This is a genomic window from Aeromonas sp. s3, from assembly GCF_040907805.1.
Taxonomy (GTDB): Bacteria; Pseudomonadota; Gammaproteobacteria; order Enterobacterales; family Aeromonadaceae; genus Aeromonas; species Aeromonas dhakensis.
This window is the reverse complement of the sequence record NZ_JBFOCQ010000006.1, coordinates 296965-314945: the sequence shown is the minus strand read 5'-3', so window position 1 is coordinate 314945 and position 17981 is coordinate 296965. Positions and strand designations below refer to the sequence as shown.

Here is a 17981-nt window from a genome sequence, read left to right as displayed (position 1 = left end):
CAGAGTCGGGCTTATCAAGCGCTAACCCGACTGCTAGAGTGAATCGCTCCCTGCGTGGGCAAGGAAGCCGTATAACCCGAATTGGAATCAAAAAATGAACAATAAGAAAAGCATACTGGCCGGCCTCATCGGGCTGGCCCTGCTGGCAGGCTGCAGTCAGGCGCCGGATACCAGCAACAAGCACTCAGGCCTCGCGCTGGCCAACATGGACACCAGCGTCAAACCCGGCGATGACTTCTTTCGCTACGTGAACGGCCACTGGCTGACCACCGCCAAGATCCCGGACGACAGACCCGCCGATGGCGCCTTCTACCTGCTGCGGGACAAGTCCCTGGCGGACGTGCGGGTGCTGGTGGAAGGGCTGGATGGCAAGGCTGCCGCCGGCACCCAGGCCCAGCAGATCCGCGATCTCTACCACAGCTATCTGGATCAGGCGACCCGGGATGCCAAGGGTACTGCTCCCCTGCTGCCGATGCTGAGCGAGATCGAGCAGATCAAGAGCAGCCAGGATCTCGCCCGCGCCTTCGCCCAGAGCGGTCGCAACGGCGGCGGCGCCCCCTTCGGCTTCTGGATAGACGCCGACGCCAAGGCCCCGGACAGCTATGCGGTCTACCTCTACCAGGCCGGCCTCAGCCTGCCGGATCGGGACTACTACCTCAAGACGGATGCCGCCAGCCAGGCGCTGCTCAAGAAATACGAGCAGCACATCGCCACCATGCTGGGTCGCTTCGGCGAGCCGGATGCCGCCGCCAAGGCCAAGCGGGTGCTGGCCCTCGAGAGCAAACTCGCCAAGATCCAGTGGGACAACGTCAACCTGCGGGATCGGGAGAAGAACTACAACAAGGGGCCCCAGAGCGAGCTCAAACGCCTCGCCCCCGCCATCGACTGGGACGCCTACCTGAGCCAGGCCGGCCTCGCCGGTCAGAGCAGCCTCATCATCGGCCAGCCGAGCTATCTCGCGGCCCTGAACGAGGTGATGAAGCAGACCCCGATCGGCGACTGGCAGGCCTACCTCAAGTGGCAGCTCATCACCGATTACGCCCCCTACCTCGACAGCCAGACCGATGCCCAGAACTTCGCCTTCTTCGGCACCACCCTGAGCGGCACGCCCAAGCAGCGCGCCCCCTGGGAGAGGGCGCTCGGCGTGCTGGACGATCATCTGGGTGAGGCGGTCGGCAAGCTCTACGTGGAGCGCTACTTCCCGCCCCAGGCCAAGGCCCGCATGGAGCAGCTGGTGGAGAACCTGCGCACAGCCTACGGCCAGAGCATCGAGGAGCTGGACTGGATGTCGCCAGCCACCAAGGCCCAGGCCAAAGAGAAACTCGCCAAGTTCCGCCCCAAGATCGGCTACCCGGACAAGTGGAAGGATTACAGCGCCATCGCGATCCGCGCCGACGATCTGGTGGGCAACCTGCAGCGCGCCCGCGCCTTCGAATACGCCGACAACCTGGCGCGCCTCGGCAAGCCGGTGGACAGAGACGAGTGGCACATGTCGCCGCAGACGGTGAACGCCTACTACAACCCGAGCAACAACGAGATCGTCTTCCCGGCCGCCATCCTGCAACCGCCCTTCTTCGACATGCAGGCGGATGACGCGGTCAACTACGGCGCCATCGGCGGGGTGATCGGTCACGAGATGGGTCACGGTTTTGATGATCAGGGCGCCAAATCCGACGGTGACGGCGTGATGCGCGACTGGTGGACGCCGACCGATCTCAAGGAGTTTCGCTTCCGCACCAGCCGGCTGGTGGCCCAGTACAACCGCTTCGAGCCCATCGCGGGGCAGTTCGTCAACGGCCAGTTCACCCTGGGGGAGAACATCGGCGATCTGGGCGGCCTCACCATCGCCCACAAGGCCTATCTGCTGTCGCTGGATGGCAAGGAGGCCCCGGTGCTGGACGGCTTCACCGGCGAGCAGCGCTTCTTCCTCGGCTGGGCTCAGGTATGGAAAGGCATGTATCGCCCCGAGCTGATGCAGATGCTGCTCGCCTCGGATCCCCATTCGCCACCGGAATACCGGGTCAACGGCGTGGTGCCGAACATCCCCGCCTTCTACGAGGCGTTCAACATCCAGCCGGGTGACAAGCTCTATCTGGACCCGGCCAAACGGGTCAAGATCTGGTAATGACGGCCCCGCTGAGGGGCGGATGACGCGAACCGGCGGGGACTGCCCGGCCGGTTCGCACAGTGACACAGGTGGCGGGTAACCGCCGCCGCAGTAACAAGGGTCAAACCGATGAAAGCCTTGCTCATGACACTCGGCCTGCTCACCCTGCCCCTCGCCAGCCAGGCGGCGGACGGGTTCTTCAAACAGCTGACGCTCCCCTCAGGCCAGGTAGTGACCGTCAGCGAAGGGCGCGGCGAACCTGCCTCCACCGGCAGCTACGACGTGCGCCTCTACTCCGGCGCCAACCCCCAGTTCCCGCTGGATCAGTTCATCGACGGCAAGGTGCTGCCGCGCGATGGCAGCATCAAGGAGCTCAAGCTGCTGGATCTCAACGGCGACAAGCAGCCCGAGCTCATCGTCGTGGTGGAGAGTGCCGGCAGCGGCAGCTACCTGAGCGCCGACGCCTTCACCCTCAACCCGCAGGAGGGGGTGGAGAACTTCAACCACGTGGAGGGGCTGGCCCCCAATGACGATGTGATTGAGGCCCTCAAGACCCCGCGCGACTGACATCCCCATCACCACGCCCCGCCCAGCGGGGCGTTTTTTTGTCCTGCCGCTGACAAAGCGCCTTCCCGCCTCATCCACAGGGCACCGCCATGGATAGACGGTTATTTTTTCTGCGCTTATAATCGCCGCACCGTGCCATAACGAAACACAAGGAGGTAAAAAATGGTTATCCAAGCGTGTCCGATGTTCTCGGCTCGCCTGTTCGGCACATTCGCCTGCTCTTGCCTGCATACCATCGCGCTGCGATAGCGGGTTCGAGCAAAGCCGACTCCCTTCCATACCGAGACTTTTCTCGACTCTGCCGTTGTCGCCAGCGCTCCTGATGACAGGGATCTTTGATCCCGCGATTTAAGAGAGCAAGAGCATGACAACCCTGATGAGTACCCATTCCCTGCAGATGAGTGCGGGGCACCTTCCGTTATTTGACCACCTCGAACTTGGCATTCGCGCAGGCGACCGACTCGGCCTGATTGGCGCCAACGGCTGTGGCAAGAGCACATTGCTGGCGCTGCTGGCGGGCGAGCGCACGCCCCAGGCTGGCCGGGTCGTGCAGGCTGCCGCCTGCCGCTGCGAGTTCGTGGCCCAGCAACTGCCCGCCAGACTTTCACCCCTCGGCACCCGCGCCGTGCTGCTGGATGCGCTGGGCAACGACCCGAGCGCCGAGTGGCAGGTGGACAAGCTGCTGACCGAACTGCAGCTGGAGGCCCAGGCCACGCTGCCGGTCAGTGCGCTGAGCGGCGGCCAGCACAGCCGGCTGCAGATAGGGCGCGCCCTGCTGCGCCAACCCAACCTGCTGCTGCTCGATGAGCCCAGCAACCACCTGGACCTGCCCGCCCTGCTCTGGCTCGAGCAGTTTCTGCTGGGCTGGCGCGGCGCCTTCGTGCTGGTTTCCCACGACGCTCGCCTGCTGGACAGAGTCACGGATCAGACCCTGATCCTGCAGGGTGGCCAGCTGCACCGCTTCGCCCTACCCTGCAGTCAGGCCCGGGCGGCGCTGGCCGCCGAGGATGAGCAGGCCCGCCTGCGCCGGGCCGACGAGCAAAAGGAGATAGACCGCCTGAGCGCCAGCAGCAAACGCCTCGCCATCTGGGGGCGGGAGCATGACAACGAGAAGCTGGTGCGCCAGGCCAAGTCCATGGAAAAACGCATCGCCCGCCTGCAGGAGGAGCAGAGTCAGGTGGCGGCGCTGGCCCCCTGGCGGCTCGAGCTGCGCGGACTGAGCCTGCCCGCCGACACCCTGCTGCGACTGGAGGCCCTCGATGTGTCACCAGCACCGGACCTGCCGCCGCTGCTGCGGGCCGAAGGGCTCTGGTTGCGGGCGGGGGACAGGGTCGCCCTGCTCGGAGCCAACGGCACCGGCAAGTCCTCCCTGCTGCGCCAGTGCTGGCGCGAACTGGTCGCGCAGAGCCCGCAAGCGGGCTGGTACTGCCACCCCGGCGCCAGCATCGCCTATTACGATCAGTCCCTGCAGCAGCTGGCTGACGACGCCACCCTGAGCGACGCCCTCTACCCGCTGGCCCCTCTGCCGGAGACCACCCGGCGTCAGGCGCTGATCCGGGCGGGTTTCCCCTATGCCCGCCACGGTCAGCAGGTGCACACCTTGAGCGGGGGGGAGCGGGCACGGCTGCTGTTTCTCGCCCTGTCGCTCGGCAGCCACCACATGCTCTGGCTCGACGAGCCCACCAACCACCTGGATCTGGCGGGCAAGGAGGAGCTGGCCGAGGCGATTGCCGCCTTCCCGGGGGGCGTGCTGCTGGTCTCCCACGACCGGGAGCTGATCGAGCGCGGCTGCAACCGCTTCTGGCTGATCAAGGATGGCCGCATCCAGGAGGCTCACAGCGCCGAGCGGGCCTATGCCGAGCTGCTCGGCGATGCGCCCTCGCCGGCAGCCGACAAGGCAGACCTGGCCGCCCCCGCCATGGGGCAGGCCCCGGCCGGCCCGGCGGATGACGAAGAGGCGCTGCTGGCACGCTGGTATGAACTCGATGCCCTGCTCGCGGCCGATCTGGCCCGCAAGCCCAGGCACCAGACCCCGCGCCTGCAGCAGCAGTGGCGTGACGAGCTGGCGCGCCTTGCTGACCTGCTCGGCTTTGCCTGACGCCAGCCAGCATCATCCATCCTTTATCACTCAACTCACGCGGCCAACTCAGGTTGGCCGCAAGGAACCATCATGACTGACTCAATGTTTCCCGAAATCCGGCTCGATCCCGTCAGCGACGCCGATCTGCCCCACATCTTCCGCGGCCTGTCCGATCCGCGGGTCGTCGCCTACTACGGCGTCAGCTACGACAGCCTGACGGCGTGCCAGGCCCAGATGGATTGGTATACCGAGTTGACCCGCACCGACCGTGGCGCCTGGCACCTCATTCGTGACCAGCACACGGGCGAACCGCTCGGCGCCATCGGCTACAACGATGCCGACCCTGAGCACCGGCGGGCCGAGCTGGGCTACTGGCTCTATCCCGAACATTGGGGCAAGGGGGTGATGAGCGCGGCGCTGCAACTGTGGCTGCCGCTCACTTATCGCACCACAGCGCTGCACCGGCTGCTGGCGGTGGTAGAGGAGCCCAACCGCCCCTCCGCTCGCCTGCTGGAGCGGGCCGGCTTTCACTACGAGGGCACCGCGCGGGAGTGCGAACGCAAGGGAGATGGCTTCATCTCCCTGCGCCACTACGCCATCTTGCGCAGCGACCTGCCCGCCAGCCGCTGAACGGAAGCAAAAAGCCCCGCACTGCGGGGCTTTTGTCGGGTTACTTGATGGCGCAGACACGATCATCTGGCGCCGAGCGGCGACCTCTGCGCCGCCATAACGAGAAGCAGCCATACCCCAGACTGAGCACGACGGCATAGAGCACCTGGGAAGCGAGCGCCACCAGCACCAGGGCGCAGAGCAGTACGCTTATCCCCGCCAGCCCCTTGCCAACCCCGCCGAGCAGACGCCAGCCCGCCGCCATGCAGAGCAGGTAGACCAGCACGAAGTTGCCGTTGGCGTAGCGGATCAGCTCATCGAGGGGCAACCGCAACCAGATGATGAGGGTGATGCAGAGCAGGCAGATGAGCAGTACCAGACCGAGCGCCCGCAGCGGCGCGCCGCGAGCGGTAAGCACCGCCAGCGAGGGGGGCAGCTTCCCTTCGCGTGCCATGCTCCAGATAAGCCGGGCAAAACCCTGAATGTAGATGTTGATGCTGGCAAAACAGGAGAGGTAGCCAAGCACCGCCACCAACCACTTGGCGGTGGGGCCGAACAGCAGGGAGAGCAGGGCCGGAATGGCGGTGGCGTTGGTCGCCTCATCGCCGTAGAGGCCATATTTGAGCACCACCAGCGAGTGTATCCAGTAGATGAGCCCCGCCAGCAGCACCCCGCCGAGCAGGGCCAGCGGATAGTCCCGCTCCGGTCGCTTGAACTCCTCCCCCATGTGGGCGAAGGCCTCGAGCCCCACGAAACACCAGAACATCACCGCCAGCGCGGTGGCCATGGCGGGCCACTCATCCGTCGTCGGCAGCGGCCGGGCGGCGTCGCGCCAGCTGATATCCCCCTTGAACCAGATGAGCAGGGTGAGCCCCAAAATGGCGAGCGCGATCAGCAGCTGCAGGTTGCCGGAGGAGCGCGCTCCGCGCAGCCCCAGCAGAAAGACCCCGAGCAGGGTGAGCAGCTGGATGGCCCACAGAGTCCACTCCCCCAGATCGAACAGGGCGTGCCAGAAGCCGGCGGCGATCATCAGGGCGGCGGGCAGGCCCACCGGCAACACCGCCAGAAAGAGGAAAGCGGAGAAGCGTTCGGCGCCGTTGCCAAAGGCGAGGCCAATCAGGTGTGGCGCCCCGCCGGCATGGGGATAGCGGCGGCCGAGGCGGGCGAAGGTAAAGGCGATGGGCAGCACCAGCGCAATCAGCAGCAACCAGGCCCAGAGCGAGGCCCCACCCGCCAGCGAGGCGGCGGTCGCCGGTACCACGAAGATCCCGGTGCCGAGCAGCGAGGTGGCGAGCAACCCCATCCCCTGCCAGAGCCCGAGATCCTTTTTCAACCCAGACATATCCTTTTGTCCTGTCTAGAAAAACATCCCGCCATGTTAGGCCTGCCCCGCCCCTTTGTTAAGGGCGGCGGCGAGAATATGCCCGGTTTTATGCAAGGCCGTAGCCCTGGACAGCGGCCATAAAAAAAGCCGCCTCTTGCGAGGCGGCTTCTTCATTCAAGCGGGTAACCGGAGTTATCAGGCAATCAGCTTGTAGATGATACCGGACATGGCGATCAGGCCGATGATGGTCACGAAGCCGTTGCTGATGTTGCCAGCGTATTTGCGCATGGCCGGCACCTTGGTGATGGCGTACATCGGCATCAGGAACAGCAGCATGGCGATGATGGGGCCGCCCAGGTCTTCAATCATGCCGAGGATGCTCGGGTTGATGGTGGCGATGGCCCAGGTGGTCAGGATCATGAACACGGCAGTGACTTTGTTCAGTTGCTTGGTGTCAACGTTCTTGCCCTTCTCGCGCAGCGCCTTGGCCATCAGGCCGTTCATGCCCTCTTGCGCACCCAGGTAGTGACCCAGGAAGGATTTGCTGATGGCAACCATGGCGATCAGCGGAGCCACGGTGGCGATGACCGGGTTGTCGAAGTGGTTGGCCAGGTAGGACAGGATGGAGATGTTCTGTTCCTTGGCAGCAGCCAGGTCAGCCGGAGAGAGGCTCAGTACGCAGCTGAATACGAAGAACATAACGGTCATCACCATCATGACGTGGGCGCCCAGCAGGATGTTGCTGCACTTCTTCTCGGCACCTTCACCGTAACGACCCTTGTTGTCCACCGCGAAGGAGGAGATGATCGGGGAGTGGTTGAAGGAGAACACCATGACCGGGATGGCCAGCCACAGGGTCTTGATGAAATCGCCGTTGAAGGCATCACCCAGCGCCGGGGCTTCGGTGATGATGGCACCATTCCAGTGCGGGATCAGGTAGAGCGCCAGGCCCATCAGGGTGATCACGAACGGGAATACCAGCACGCTCATCGCTTTGACGATGACCTGGCCGCCCAGACGAACAACCGCCATCAGACCCAGGATCAGCGCCAATGACAGCACGGCACGGGGAGGTGCAGTCATGCCCAGCTGGTGAACAATCAGGCTCTCGACTGTGTTGGTGATGGCGACCGAGTACATCAGCACGATCGGGTAGATGGCAAAGAAGTAGAGCAGGGTGATGAACTTGCCTGCGGTCTTGCCGAAGTGCTCTTCCACCACTTCGGTGATGTCGCCGTCACGGGTGGAGCCGGACAGCACGAAGCGGGTCAGGCCACGGTGGGCGAAGAAGGTCAGCGGCAGGGCCAGGATCAGCATGGCAACCAGCGGCCACAGGCCACCTACACCGGCGTTGATCGGCAGGAAGAGCACACCGGCACCGATGGCGGTACCGTACAGACCCAGCATCCAGACCACATCGGCCTTGTTGATGCCACGGGAAGACGCATTACTGGCTAAGTTGCCTTCTACTGCAATGTTCATGTCAGACATAGGGGTGTTCCTGTCATCAAGGAAAATAGAAAATATCTAGTCAACCGGGCGCGATGCCCTGTCCCATTTCCCTGGAACGCCTGCAGTTCATCCCTGTTTTATTCTCATTCCCATCGCTCCGGCAAACTGGTCATCACTCCATGTAACAACCAAATTGCAACAAACAGACCGGTGGGGAGTGGGCCCGAGGGCCGCAAACGCGTCAGTTTTTACAACCCACTAACACGCCTTTGTTTCGATGAGCTGACTCTAATTAAATCCCCTTAGCGATCACAGTGTTTTTTTGAATTAATCAACCAAAGTTTGATTGGAATCGCCTTTCTGGCGTCATAGATCACGTTTCGAGCCCAATTTTGTGAACAGCTGTTAACAAATAACGGTAGTTTCACCCGTATCTATATCCTTATGGGTACAACAATTTCGCTACATGTGTCTGTTTGTTGGCCACGTTGTGCCTTGCCCTGCCCTGGCGTACCCTGTTGTTCAACATTTTTCCGCTGAATTAATATGGCCATCACCCGTACCGACCTCGCCGAACTGGCGGTGTTTGCCGCCGTCGCCCGTCACCAGAGCTTCAGCAAGGCCGCCCTCGAACTCGGGGTCTCGGCATCCGCCCTGAGCCACAGCCTGAAAGGGCTGGAGACCCGGCTGGGGGTGCGGCTGCTCAACCGCAGCACCCGCGCCGTGGTGCCCACCGAGGCGGGCCAGCGGCTGCTGACCCAGCTGCTGCCGACCCTGAACCATCTGGAGAGCGCACTGGACGAGCTGACCCGTCACAGCGACGAGCCGGTGGGACGGCTGAAGATCTGTGCACCGCGCGGGGCCATCGACGACCTGCTGGCCCCGGTGTTGATCGATTACCTGGTGCGCTACCCGCGCATGCAGGTGGAGGTGGTGGAACAGGAGCTGATGCCGCGCCTCATCGAGGATGGTTATGACGCCGCTATCTTCTACGGCGATCTGCTGCCCAAGGAGATGATCGGAGTACCGCTCGGGCCGCCCCAGCGCTATCTGGTGGTGGCGGCGCCCGCCTATCTGGCCGAACACGGCACCCCGCAACACCCTCGCGAGCTGTCGCGCCACGCCTGCATCGGCTACCGGCTCACCCCCTCCCATCACTACCGCTGGGCCTTCGCCGGGGAAGAGGGTTCCCTGCTGGAGATAGAGGTGACGGGTCCGCTCACCACCAGCACGCCGGCCCTCTATCTGGGGGCGGCCGAGGCGGGGCTGGGGCTGGCCTACTGTCTGGAAGAGGAGGTGAGCCAAAAAGTGGCCCAGGGGAAACTGCTCACCGTGCTGGAGCCCTGGTGCCCCACCTTTGCCGGTTTTTATCTCTTCTATCCCAGCCGGCATCAGCTGGGCAGCGGCTTGCGGGCTCTCATCGACATGCTGAAAGCCCACTATAAACCGACCAATTACTGAATATTGCTCATCAATCCTTCAAGTAGAACCAGGATTATCTCAAAAACAATATTAATCTAGACTGTCTGCTCGATAATCGAACTCCCCAAGAGAACAGATATGTCTGCCTATTTCACTCTGCGCCAGCGGGCGATGACCCGCCGTTTCTGGGGCTATGCCCTCCCCTCCGTCATGGCCATGCTGGTATCCGGCGCCTACTACCTGGTCGATGGCATCTTCGTCGGCCACTACGTGGGGGCCGCCGGCCTCGCCGGTATCAACCTGGTCTACCCGGTCATCATGGTGCTGATCGGCCTTGCCGCCATGATCAGCATGGGGGCGGCCACCGCCATCTCCTTCCAGCAGGGCGCCAGGAACACCGGGCTGGCCCGCCAGGCGCTGGTCAATGCGCTCTGGCTGCTGGCGGGGCTGGGCACGGTGGCGCCGCTGCTGCTGCACTACTGGCACATCGACATCCTGCTGGCACTGGGCATCGAGCAGGGCACCGACACCTGGCAACAGGCCAGCGACTACCTCTACTGGATCGGCGGCGGCACCCTGCTGCTGGCCTGCAACCTGGCGGTGCCCTATCTGCTGCGCAACGATGGCCGGCCGCGGCTCGCCATGCTGCTGGTCAGCGGCGGCGCCATCCTCAACATCATCCTCAACTACATCATGGTGGGCCGGCTGGGGCTGGGGCTCATCGGTACGGCTCAGGCCACCCTCATCTCGGAAGGGGTGGTCAGCCTGCTGGGCCTGGGTTACTTCTTTACCCGTCACGCCAGATTGCGACTGGAATGGCGCCAGCTGCTGCCCAGCTTGCCGGCCATGCCCAACCTGCTGTTCACCGGTCTGCCGAGCCTGATCGCCCAATTCAACCTTGGCCTGCTGCTGATGCTGCACAACAGCCAGCTGATGGTGCACGGCTCGGTCAAGGATCTGGCGGGCTTCACCGTGGCCGGCTACACAGAGGCGGTGTTCATCGTCATCTTGCAGGGGCTGGCCTTTGGCATCCAGCCGCTGGTCAGTCAGGCGGCCGGCGCCAGGCGCCATCGCGATCTCAAGTTCCTGATGGAGATGGGGCTCAAGATCACGCTCGTCTACGGTCTGGCGGTCTGGCTGCTGATCCAGTTGCTGCCGCGCCAGGTAGCCATGCTCTACACCGGCGATCAGGATGGCGAGCTGCTCGCGGCCGCCATCAGCAGCCTGACCCTCAATCTCGGCGCCATTCCGCTGGAGGGGATCATCATGTTCGGCATAGTGCTGCTGCAATCCATGGCGCGCACCCGTCAGGCGCTGTTCATCTCCATCGCCAAGACCCTGCTGCTGCTGCCGCTGATCTTCATGCTGCCGCTCTGGTGGGGCCGCGACGGCGTGCTGCTGGCCCAGCCCACCACTGTGCTGCTGCTGACCCTGCCGCTGTGCTGGTTGCTGTGGCGCGAGTGGCACCAGCTCAAGCTGGCCTGCGCCCCGCACACCAGGCGCTCGCCCAAGGCGCTTGCCCGTCAGCAGGTCACGCTGGCACGGCGCGCAGGTTGATGCGCGGCTAACCCAGCCGGCTGGCGCAGGTGCGGATCTCGGGCTCGACCAGTGCCTGCTGGGCGGCCACCAGCTGCAGCTCGTAGGCGCCCGCCAGCCAGGTCTGGGCCAGCACCATGTCCACGCTGGCATTGGTGCGCTCGAACGCCGCCACCGGCGTGAAGCCCGCCAGCAGGTTGGCCAGCATGGTGGCGCTCAGCAGATCCCCCACCCCGATGGGCTGACGTTGAAACTCATAGAGGGGGCGCGAGATATGAAACGCCCCCTCTTCGCACACCAGCAGCATTTCGAACCGGTCCAGGCTCAAGCCGGCGCGGCCCAGATGCTTGACCATCACCAGTTCGACACCCCCGTCACGCAGTTGCTGGCAGGCGGCCAGCGCCTCGCTCAGGTTGCAGATCTCGCGGCCGGTGAGCTGCTCCAGCTCCAGCAGATTGGGGGCCAGCAGGTCGGCGCAGGCCAGCGCCCGGTTTTTCAGAAAATCGGCGACGCCGGGCGCGACGATGCACCCCTTGTCGGGATGCCCCATCACGGGGTCGCAAAAATAGCGGGCGGCCGGATTGAGCGCCTTGAGGTGAGCCACCGCCGCCAGGATCTCCTCCCCCTGCTCGGCCGAGCCGAGATAACCGCTCAGGATCGCATCGCACTGCCCCAGTACGCCGATGTCGGCCAGCCCCGCCATCAGCTGGCGGATATGGCCGTTTGGCATCACCATCCCCTGCCAGCCTGCGCTGTACTGGGTATGGTTGGAAAATTGCACCGTGTTGACGGGCCACACCTCCAGCCCCATGCGGCGCATGGGAAACACGGCGGCGCTGTTGCCGGCGCAGCCGAACACCACGTGGGACTGGATGGAGAGAACTCGCTTCATGCTGACTCGCAAAAAAATGGATGAACCAAAATGGGAAAAACGGGCCTTGCGGCCCGTTGTTGTCACTCTCGCTTAACGCAGCACCTTGACGGTGTAGCTGCCATCGGCCTGACGATAGAGGCCGTGGATGTCGGTCTCGAAGCCCGGGTAGTGGGCACCGATCTCGCACAGCATCTCGAGGAACTCGAGCACCGGCAGAGAATCCTGGGTCACCATCTCGCCCGGCAGCACCAGCGGTACTCCCGGCGGGTAGGGCAGGATCATGTTGGCGCTGATGCGGTCCACCATGTCGCGCAGCGGCACTTCCACCACGTTGCCGGCCAGCTCCTGCTGCCAGGCGGCGTGCGGGGTCATCTTCATCTCCGGCAGCACGTCGAACGCCTTGAACATCAGCTCCGGCAGACGGTACTTGCTGGTCAGCTCGTGAATGCGCTGGGCCAGCTCCTGGATGCGCATCCCTTCGTAGAAGCTCGGGTCTTCACGATAGAGGCTCGGCAGAATGCTCTTGATAGTCAGGTTCAGGTCGTAGCCACGCTTGAACTCGGTCAGGGCACGCAGCAGCTGCATTGCCTTGGACTGATCGATACCGATGGAGAAGAGGAACAACAGGTTGTAGGGGCCGGTCTTCTCCACCACGATGCCGCGCTCGTCCAGGAACTTGGAGACCAGGGAGGCCGGGAGACCGCGCTCCAGCAGCTGGCCATCGCGGCCCATGCCCGGGGTCAGCAGGGTCACCTTGATGGGATCCAGGTACATGTGGTCGTCGTCAATGTCCTTGAAGCCGTGCCAGTCATCCTTCGGATCCAGCTTCCAGCACTCGACGGTGTCGATGTCGTCCGGCTGCCATACGTCGAAGAACCAGCCTTCGCTCTGCTCACGCAGGCGCTTGATCTCTTTGCGGAAAGAGATGGCGCGATCGATGGAGTCCTTGATCAGCCGCTTGCCGGTGTTGCCCCGCATCATGGCTGCGGAGATCTCGGTCGATGCCACTATGCCGTACTGCGGCGAGGTGGAGGTGTGCATCATGAAGGCTTCGTTGAAGGTCTCTTCCTCCACGTCACCCTTGATGTGGATCATCGACGCCTGGGAGAAGGCCGCCAGCAGCTTGTGGGTGGACTGGGTTTCGTAGAACACCTTGCCCGGCATGGCTTCGCCGCTCATGCCGCACTTGCCTTCGTAGATCGGGCTGAAGTTGGTGTAGGGCACCCAGGCACTGTCGAAGTGGATGTAAGGGGTGTCCAGCGCCTCCTTGATGAAGCCGGTGTTGTAGAGCAGGCCGTCATAGGTGGAGTTGGTGATCACGGCGTAGCGCGGCGCCTGGGCACCCGGGGTGGCGGCCACCTTGGCGGCGATGGTGTCGCGGCTGAATTCGCTCTGCGGGATACCACCCAGAATGCCGTAGGCGTTGCGGGTCGGACGGAAGTAGAGCGGGGTCACGTCGTTCATCATCATCAGGTGAGTGAGCGACTTGTGGCAGTTGCGATCCACCAGCACGGTACTGCCGGCCGGCGCCGAGTACATGCCGACAATCTTGTTGGCGGTGGAGGTGCCGTTGGTGACGATGTAGGAGCGATCGGCGTTGAAGGTACGGGCGATGTACTCTTCGGCTTCCTTGTGCGGGCCTGAGTGATCCAGCAGGGAACCCAGCTCCGGCATGGAGATGGAGACGTCAGCCTTGAAGGCGTTCGGGCCGTAGAAGTCATAGAAGATGCTGCCGGCCGGGCTCATCTGGAAGGCGGTACCGCCCATGTGACCCGGAGTACAGAAGGTGTACTTGCCCTCTTCCACGTACTTGAACAGCGCCTTGGTGAACGGCGGCAGTATGGCGTCCTGATACTCCTGAGTGGCCTGACCCATCTTGAGGGCGATGTCGTCAGCCATGCCGAGACGGTACTCGAAGAAGTGCACGTTCAGACGCAGGTCGGTCAGGTGAATGTCCAGGGTGGACTGGTCGTTGGCGAAGGCGAAGATCGGCAGCTTCTCGTTGCGATCGTGGATCTCCTTGCACAGACCCAGGGAGTATTTGTCCCAGTCAAAGATGGCGCCGCAGACGCGGGGGTTCTTCTCGATGAGTTTCAGCAAGTCGGCCACATCGACCGGATAGACGACCTCGAAACCCTTGCGCTCGAGGGAGGCTTGCAGCTGGCGAATGGGTTCTTCTTTGAAGAAAACGCCGAGGTGGTTGAGGATGGCAATGATGTTCATCTTGATGCTCCACACGTAAGAGGGCGCTCTCCATCAGGGATGGTGAGTGAAGAGCGCTCGGAAGATAAAAGGGGAAATCAGTTGCTGGGCTGTTCGCTCAGCAGGGCATCGTGCTGACGCAGGCCCAGTTTTTTGGCGTAGAACATCAGGATGATGAGCGACACCACGAAGGTTGCTGTGAGGTTGGAACCCTTGGCCCCCATCAGGGCAATCAGGCAGAAGACGCAGGCCACACCGGAGAAGATCATGGCGCCGATGCTGCGGGAGGTCATGCCCTCGAAGCGAATGAGGTTAATGCTGGAGTAGAAGTAGGGCAGCATGGTCAGCAGCACCGCATCTGTGGTCAGCACGTTGAAGAGATCAGCCGCGTGGGCGGACTGGGAGGTGAAGGCGGTCAGGCCGATCATCAGCGCAGTCATCTTGAGGGAGCCCAGGAGCAGACCCTTCTTGGCCACGCCGTTCTTGTCCACTTCGCCGTAGATTTTCGGGAAGTTGCCGTCGTGGGCGGCGCGCTTGCCCGCCTCGCCCACCAGCATCATCCAGGAGCCCAGCGAGGTGAAGCAGGCCAGGGCGGTAAAGGCGGAGACGAACGGCGCGGACCAGTTGCCGAAGATGACGGAGGAGGCCATGGCAAACGGCGCGCCGGAGGCCGCCACTTCACCGGCCGGGAACATGCCGCTGATCACCTGGGTGGAGAGGATGTAGATGACCCCCGCGATACCGGTGCCCAGCATGGTGGCGAGCGGTACGGTGCGCTTGGGATTCTTCACCATGCCGGAGGAGACGGCGGCAGACTCTACCCCAACGAAGGACCAGAGGCAGATCAGCACGGCGCTGATGACCGCATGCAGGTCGCTGCCGCTGGTGGTGTTCCAGTTCTGGCTGTAGACGGCGGCATCAAAATGGCCCCAGCCCACCAGGGCGGTGCCCACCACCGGCAGCAGGATCAGCACCAGACCCAGGGTACAGAGCCGGCTCACCCAGCTGCCGCCCAGCAGGTTGACCAGGGTGAAGATCCAGACGGCGGCGATGGTGGCCGCGGCGGCCGGGATCGGGCTGTTGAGGATCGGGAAGAAGACGGAGAGGTAGGAGACGCCGGTGATGGCGATGGCCAGGTTGCCGATCCAGTTGGCATGGTAGTAGAGCACACCGGTCTGGAAGCCGAACACCGGGGAGATCTCGCCGGCGTAGGCGATGGGGCCGCCCTCTTGCGGGTTCTTGGTGGCCAGGCGGGCGAACACGAAGGCCAGCCCCATGGCGCCGACCAGGCAGATGGCCCAGCTGAACACAGAGATGGAACCTATGGTGGCCAGGGCCGAGGGCAGCAGCGCGATACCGCTCCCCATCATGTTGCCGGCCACTACACCTGTACAGGCGACAAGGCCGATCTTCTTGCTCGTATCTAGGGACATAAAATCTCCGGGTCGATATTAAGGCATCAAACACACGCTTGGCGGAGCCTTCCGCCAATCAATGGCCACAGACTAGGCCTCTGCGCCCCGGAAAACATAAAGTCCCGCTAAGGGATAAAAACATGAGCAAACTTTTTCAGCCAGCCCGTCAAAGCCGATAAAAACAGAGTTAAAACAGCATGTTGACTGAAGGTGCCGCAAGCATCTTGATAAAATCTTGATATCCGTCGCCCCCCTTGACGAGACCACTCGGTGCCACCCGAACCACCTTGATATTTTTCTGATGACCCGCTGCGGTACAGCTGGGCCAACAACCCCCTCTCCCCCGAACTGCATATGCCAGAGCGACCCCCTTTTCCCCTCACCGCCCTTCATTGCACCGCTCGCTTTGCACGACCTAGGCCCCCCCTGGCCGGCATAACAGCCCCCACACACCAAACGGGCGCAGTGATGACCCGGTGCGATATCGACAAAGGCGGCCAGGTCGCCGGGGCGACGGTCACGGCTGTCGGCATCGACAGGCTGCAGCTGCAAATGGCGGCCGGGGCTTCATCAGCAGAGGATGGAACAGGGGGATGGCGCCACCACAGGACTGCCATAGCCAGTCGTTGCTGCGGGCAAGGGATAGGGATAGGGATAGGGATAGGGATAGGGATAGGGATAGGGATAGGGATAGGGATAGGGATAGGGATAGGGATAGGGATAGGGATAGAAGAGCAAGCCCGAGTGCCTATGGCAAGGCAAGAAACACGCAGGCCGCCCGTGGGCGGCCTGTGATCGGCGGAGCAGAGCGCGGCCGGCGCCGCTCAGAACAGCTTGACCTTGCTCTGGCCCAGGGCGTTGAACAGCGCCGGGGTGAGGGTTTCCATGTTGCTGTAGAAGCCAAGCTGCTGGCAGAGCAGGTAGGTCTGCTCGGTCGCCTCCATCAGGAAGGCCTGGCTGTAGGCATCCCCCGCCGCTTCCGGGTGGCCATCCAGCTCCGCCAGCTTGCCGCGCAATATGTGATAGAGCACAGAACGACCCCGGCTGCCAGCCTCACCCAGCAGACGGTTGGCCTCCTGCTGCTGGCCGCCCAGAATGGCCTGCAGGGTCAGCGCCTCCCACACCCGGGCCGGCTGCAACGGCTGGCTCTGAACCACCCGGGCCAGGTGAGCACCGATCTGCTGCAACCGGTCGCTCTGAGGGGTGCCTGTCAGGGTTGCCAGCGCCTCCCCGGCCAGATAGCGCTCCGCCAGCAGCAGCGGCTGGTCCGGCTGGCTGGTCAGCGACTTGTCGAGCAGCTCGACGCCGCGCTTGAGGGCCACCGGATCCTGGCTGTTGATGTAGTAGTGCGCCTCCATCATGGCCATCAATGCGCCGTCATCAGTGGGCCAGCCCATGCCAGGCTGCGCGTCGGGCTGATTGAGGGCGCTCAGCAGATCCCGGCTGCTCGCCTGCAAGACCCCGTGCACATTGTGGCGACTGAGCTGGTACTGGTGGCTGAACAGCACCCGGTTGGTGTTGATGTTGCGGTACTCCAGATCGAGATAGGTGCCCCCCGGCTGGCGGGAAACCCGCACGCTCAGCTCCTTGCCGGGCAGAATGCCCCCCATCAGGGTGTTGGCACCGTACTGCACCCGCAGCGGCGTGGCGGCAGCCACCTCCCCCATCAGGGCGCGGGTGATGCCGTCGGCGAGGCGCACGTTCTCGTTGCTGCCATCCATGCCGGAGTGAAAGCGAAACACCAGCAGCTCGGGATCCAGCATAGAGTGCACCTGAGGGCTGGCGTGCTGATAACTGAGCAGGCTGACCAGGGTGACCAGGATCGCCACCACGAAGATGTCGAACCCCACCAGCTTCCAGCGGCTGCCCCCCTCCCTGGCATGGGTGGTGACGGCGCGGGTCAGCGGGCCGGCCGGGAAGGGAGTGACGTTGGCCTGCTCCTCTTCTTCATCGATGGCTGGCACCGCGAGCGGCGGCCGGAGGGCATTGACGCTCTCCTGCTCGCCTGCCATCACCACCGAGACCACCTGCTGCGGTCGCACCGGCGCCACCAGCTTGTAACCGCGCTTGGGCACGGTGACTATGTAGTCGGCGGCATCGTTGCGGCCATCTTTGAGGATCTTGCGCAGCTCGAAAATGGATTGGGTGACCACCTGATCGGTCACCTCGGCGCCGTCCCACACCTCGTTGATCAGGCTGTCGCGCCCGAACACGGTACCGGCGTTGCTCGCCAGGAAGCGCAACAGATTGACCAGCCGGGGCTCGAGGTAGACCTCGCGGTCGGGGCGACACAGCATGTTGTCGTCAACGCTCAGGGTCCAGTCGTGGATCTCAAAAACCGATTCGCTCATGATTCACTCGCTGCAGATGGAGACGATGCAAGATGAGAGTGA

General features: G+C 63.4%; 14 protein-coding genes. 6 read left to right on the top strand and 8 right to left on the bottom strand.

What is annotated here, in order from left to right:
- Positions 1–94: 94 nt before the first annotated feature.
- From AB5Y98_RS02165 to AB5Y98_RS02150, 4 genes are all read left to right on the top strand, one after another.
- Positions 95–2125, top strand: coding sequence for a M13 family metallopeptidase (locus tag AB5Y98_RS02165; protein WP_368231228.1), 2031 nt, complete (start codon positions 95–97; stop codon positions 2123–2125).
- A 111-nt stretch (positions 2126–2236) separates the two neighbouring features.
- Positions 2237–2674: a PliI family lysozyme inhibitor of I-type lysozyme gene (locus AB5Y98_RS02160; RefSeq protein WP_010634765.1), complete on the top strand. Its 438-nt coding sequence runs from the start codon at positions 2237–2239 to the stop codon at positions 2672–2674.
- Positions 2675–3038: 364 nt separating this feature from the next.
- On the top strand, positions 3039–4772 hold the full coding sequence (locus AB5Y98_RS02155) for an ABC-F family ATP-binding cassette domain-containing protein (RefSeq protein ID WP_368231227.1): 1734 nt from the start codon (positions 3039–3041) through the stop codon (positions 4770–4772).
- Between the two features lie 72 nt (positions 4773–4844).
- Entirely contained in the window at positions 4845–5384 is a 540-nt protein-coding gene (locus AB5Y98_RS02150) for a GNAT family N-acetyltransferase (RefSeq protein ID WP_368231226.1), read from the top strand.
- A 40-nt stretch (positions 5385–5424) separates the two neighbouring features.
- Here AB5Y98_RS02150 and yjeH read toward each other — a convergent pair whose 3' ends face one another.
- Positions 5425–6705: an L-methionine/branched-chain amino acid transporter gene (gene yjeH, locus AB5Y98_RS02145; protein ID WP_368231225.1), complete on the bottom strand. Its 1281-nt coding sequence runs from the start codon at positions 6703–6705 to the stop codon at positions 5425–5427.
- 177 nt (positions 6706–6882) lie between these two features.
- Complete coding sequence (locus AB5Y98_RS02140) at positions 6883–8178, bottom strand: HAAAP family serine/threonine permease (RefSeq protein WP_005303413.1); 1296 nt, start codon at positions 8176–8178, stop codon at positions 6883–6885.
- A 507-nt stretch (positions 8179–8685) separates the two neighbouring features.
- Here AB5Y98_RS02140 and AB5Y98_RS02135 point away from each other — a divergent pair.
- Together AB5Y98_RS02135 and AB5Y98_RS02130 are read left to right on the top strand one after the other, a co-directional pair.
- The gene (locus AB5Y98_RS02135; protein ID WP_368231224.1) at positions 8686–9600 is read left to right on the top strand and encodes a LysR substrate-binding domain-containing protein; all 915 of its coding nucleotides are present in this window, start codon (positions 8686–8688) and stop codon (positions 9598–9600) included.
- A 99-nt stretch (positions 9601–9699) separates the two neighbouring features.
- Positions 9700–11118 (top strand): MATE family efflux transporter, encoded by a 1419-nt coding sequence (locus AB5Y98_RS02130; RefSeq protein ID WP_195878127.1) that lies wholly within the window; start codon positions 9700–9702, stop codon positions 11116–11118.
- A 7-nt stretch (positions 11119–11125) separates the two neighbouring features.
- Here AB5Y98_RS02130 and pdxY read toward each other — a convergent pair whose 3' ends face one another.
- From pdxY to cadC, 6 genes are all read right to left on the bottom strand, one after another.
- Positions 11126–11989, bottom strand: coding sequence for a pyridoxal kinase PdxY (gene pdxY / locus AB5Y98_RS02125; RefSeq protein ID WP_005303420.1), 864 nt, complete (start codon positions 11987–11989; stop codon positions 11126–11128).
- Positions 11990–12061: 72 nt separating this feature from the next.
- Positions 12062–14194: a lysine decarboxylase CadA gene (locus tag AB5Y98_RS02120; RefSeq protein WP_026458905.1), complete on the bottom strand. Its 2133-nt coding sequence runs from the start codon at positions 14192–14194 to the stop codon at positions 12062–12064.
- A 77-nt stretch (positions 14195–14271) separates the two neighbouring features.
- Positions 14272–15606 carry a cadaverine/lysine antiporter gene (gene cadB, locus AB5Y98_RS02115; protein ID WP_042009267.1) on the bottom strand — a complete coding sequence of 445 codons (1335 nt, stop codon included), beginning with the start codon at positions 15604–15606 and terminating at the stop codon, positions 14272–14274.
- Positions 15607–15713: 107 nt separating this feature from the next.
- A complete protein-coding gene (locus AB5Y98_RS02110; RefSeq protein WP_368231223.1) occupies positions 15714–15920 on the bottom strand; it encodes a hypothetical protein in 207 nt (68 codons plus the stop codon).
- A 238-nt stretch (positions 15921–16158) separates the two neighbouring features.
- Complete coding sequence (locus tag AB5Y98_RS02105) at positions 16159–16326, bottom strand: hypothetical protein (RefSeq protein ID WP_368231222.1); 168 nt, start codon at positions 16324–16326, stop codon at positions 16159–16161.
- A gap of 86 nt (positions 16327–16412) precedes the next feature.
- Complete coding sequence (gene cadC / locus AB5Y98_RS02100; protein WP_368231221.1) at positions 16413–17939, bottom strand: lysine decarboxylation/transport transcriptional activator CadC; 1527 nt, start codon at positions 17937–17939, stop codon at positions 16413–16415.
- Between the last annotated feature and the right edge of the window lie 42 nt (positions 17940–17981).

Coding starts and splice junctions, on each gene's coding strand:
- AB5Y98_RS02140 (WP_005303413.1), bottom strand. CDS start 8,178: ATGTCTGACATGAACATTGCAGTAGAAGGCAACTTAGCCAGTAATGCG.
- pdxY (WP_005303420.1), bottom strand. CDS start 11,989: ATGAAGCGAGTTCTCTCCATCCAGTCCCACGTGGTGTTCGGCTGCGCC.
- AB5Y98_RS02165 (WP_368231228.1), top strand. CDS start 95: ATGAACAATAAGAAAAGCATACTGGCCGGCCTCATCGGGCTGGCCCTG.
- yjeH (WP_368231225.1), bottom strand. CDS start 6,705: ATGTCTGGGTTGAAAAAGGATCTCGGGCTCTGGCAGGGGATGGGGTTG.
- AB5Y98_RS02120 (WP_026458905.1), bottom strand. CDS start 14,194: ATGAACATCATTGCCATCCTCAACCACCTCGGCGTTTTCTTCAAAGAA.
- AB5Y98_RS02160 (WP_010634765.1), top strand. CDS start 2,237: ATGAAAGCCTTGCTCATGACACTCGGCCTGCTCACCCTGCCCCTCGCC.
- cadC (WP_368231221.1), bottom strand. CDS start 17,939: ATGAGCGAATCGGTTTTTGAGATCCACGACTGGACCCTGAGCGTTGAC.
- AB5Y98_RS02135 (WP_368231224.1), top strand. CDS start 8,686: ATGGCCATCACCCGTACCGACCTCGCCGAACTGGCGGTGTTTGCCGCC.
- AB5Y98_RS02155 (WP_368231227.1), top strand. CDS start 3,039: ATGACAACCCTGATGAGTACCCATTCCCTGCAGATGAGTGCGGGGCAC.
- AB5Y98_RS02150 (WP_368231226.1), top strand. CDS start 4,845: ATGACTGACTCAATGTTTCCCGAAATCCGGCTCGATCCCGTCAGCGAC.
- cadB (WP_042009267.1), bottom strand. CDS start 15,606: ATGTCCCTAGATACGAGCAAGAAGATCGGCCTTGTCGCCTGTACAGGT.
- AB5Y98_RS02130 (WP_195878127.1), top strand. CDS start 9,700: ATGTCTGCCTATTTCACTCTGCGCCAGCGGGCGATGACCCGCCGTTTC.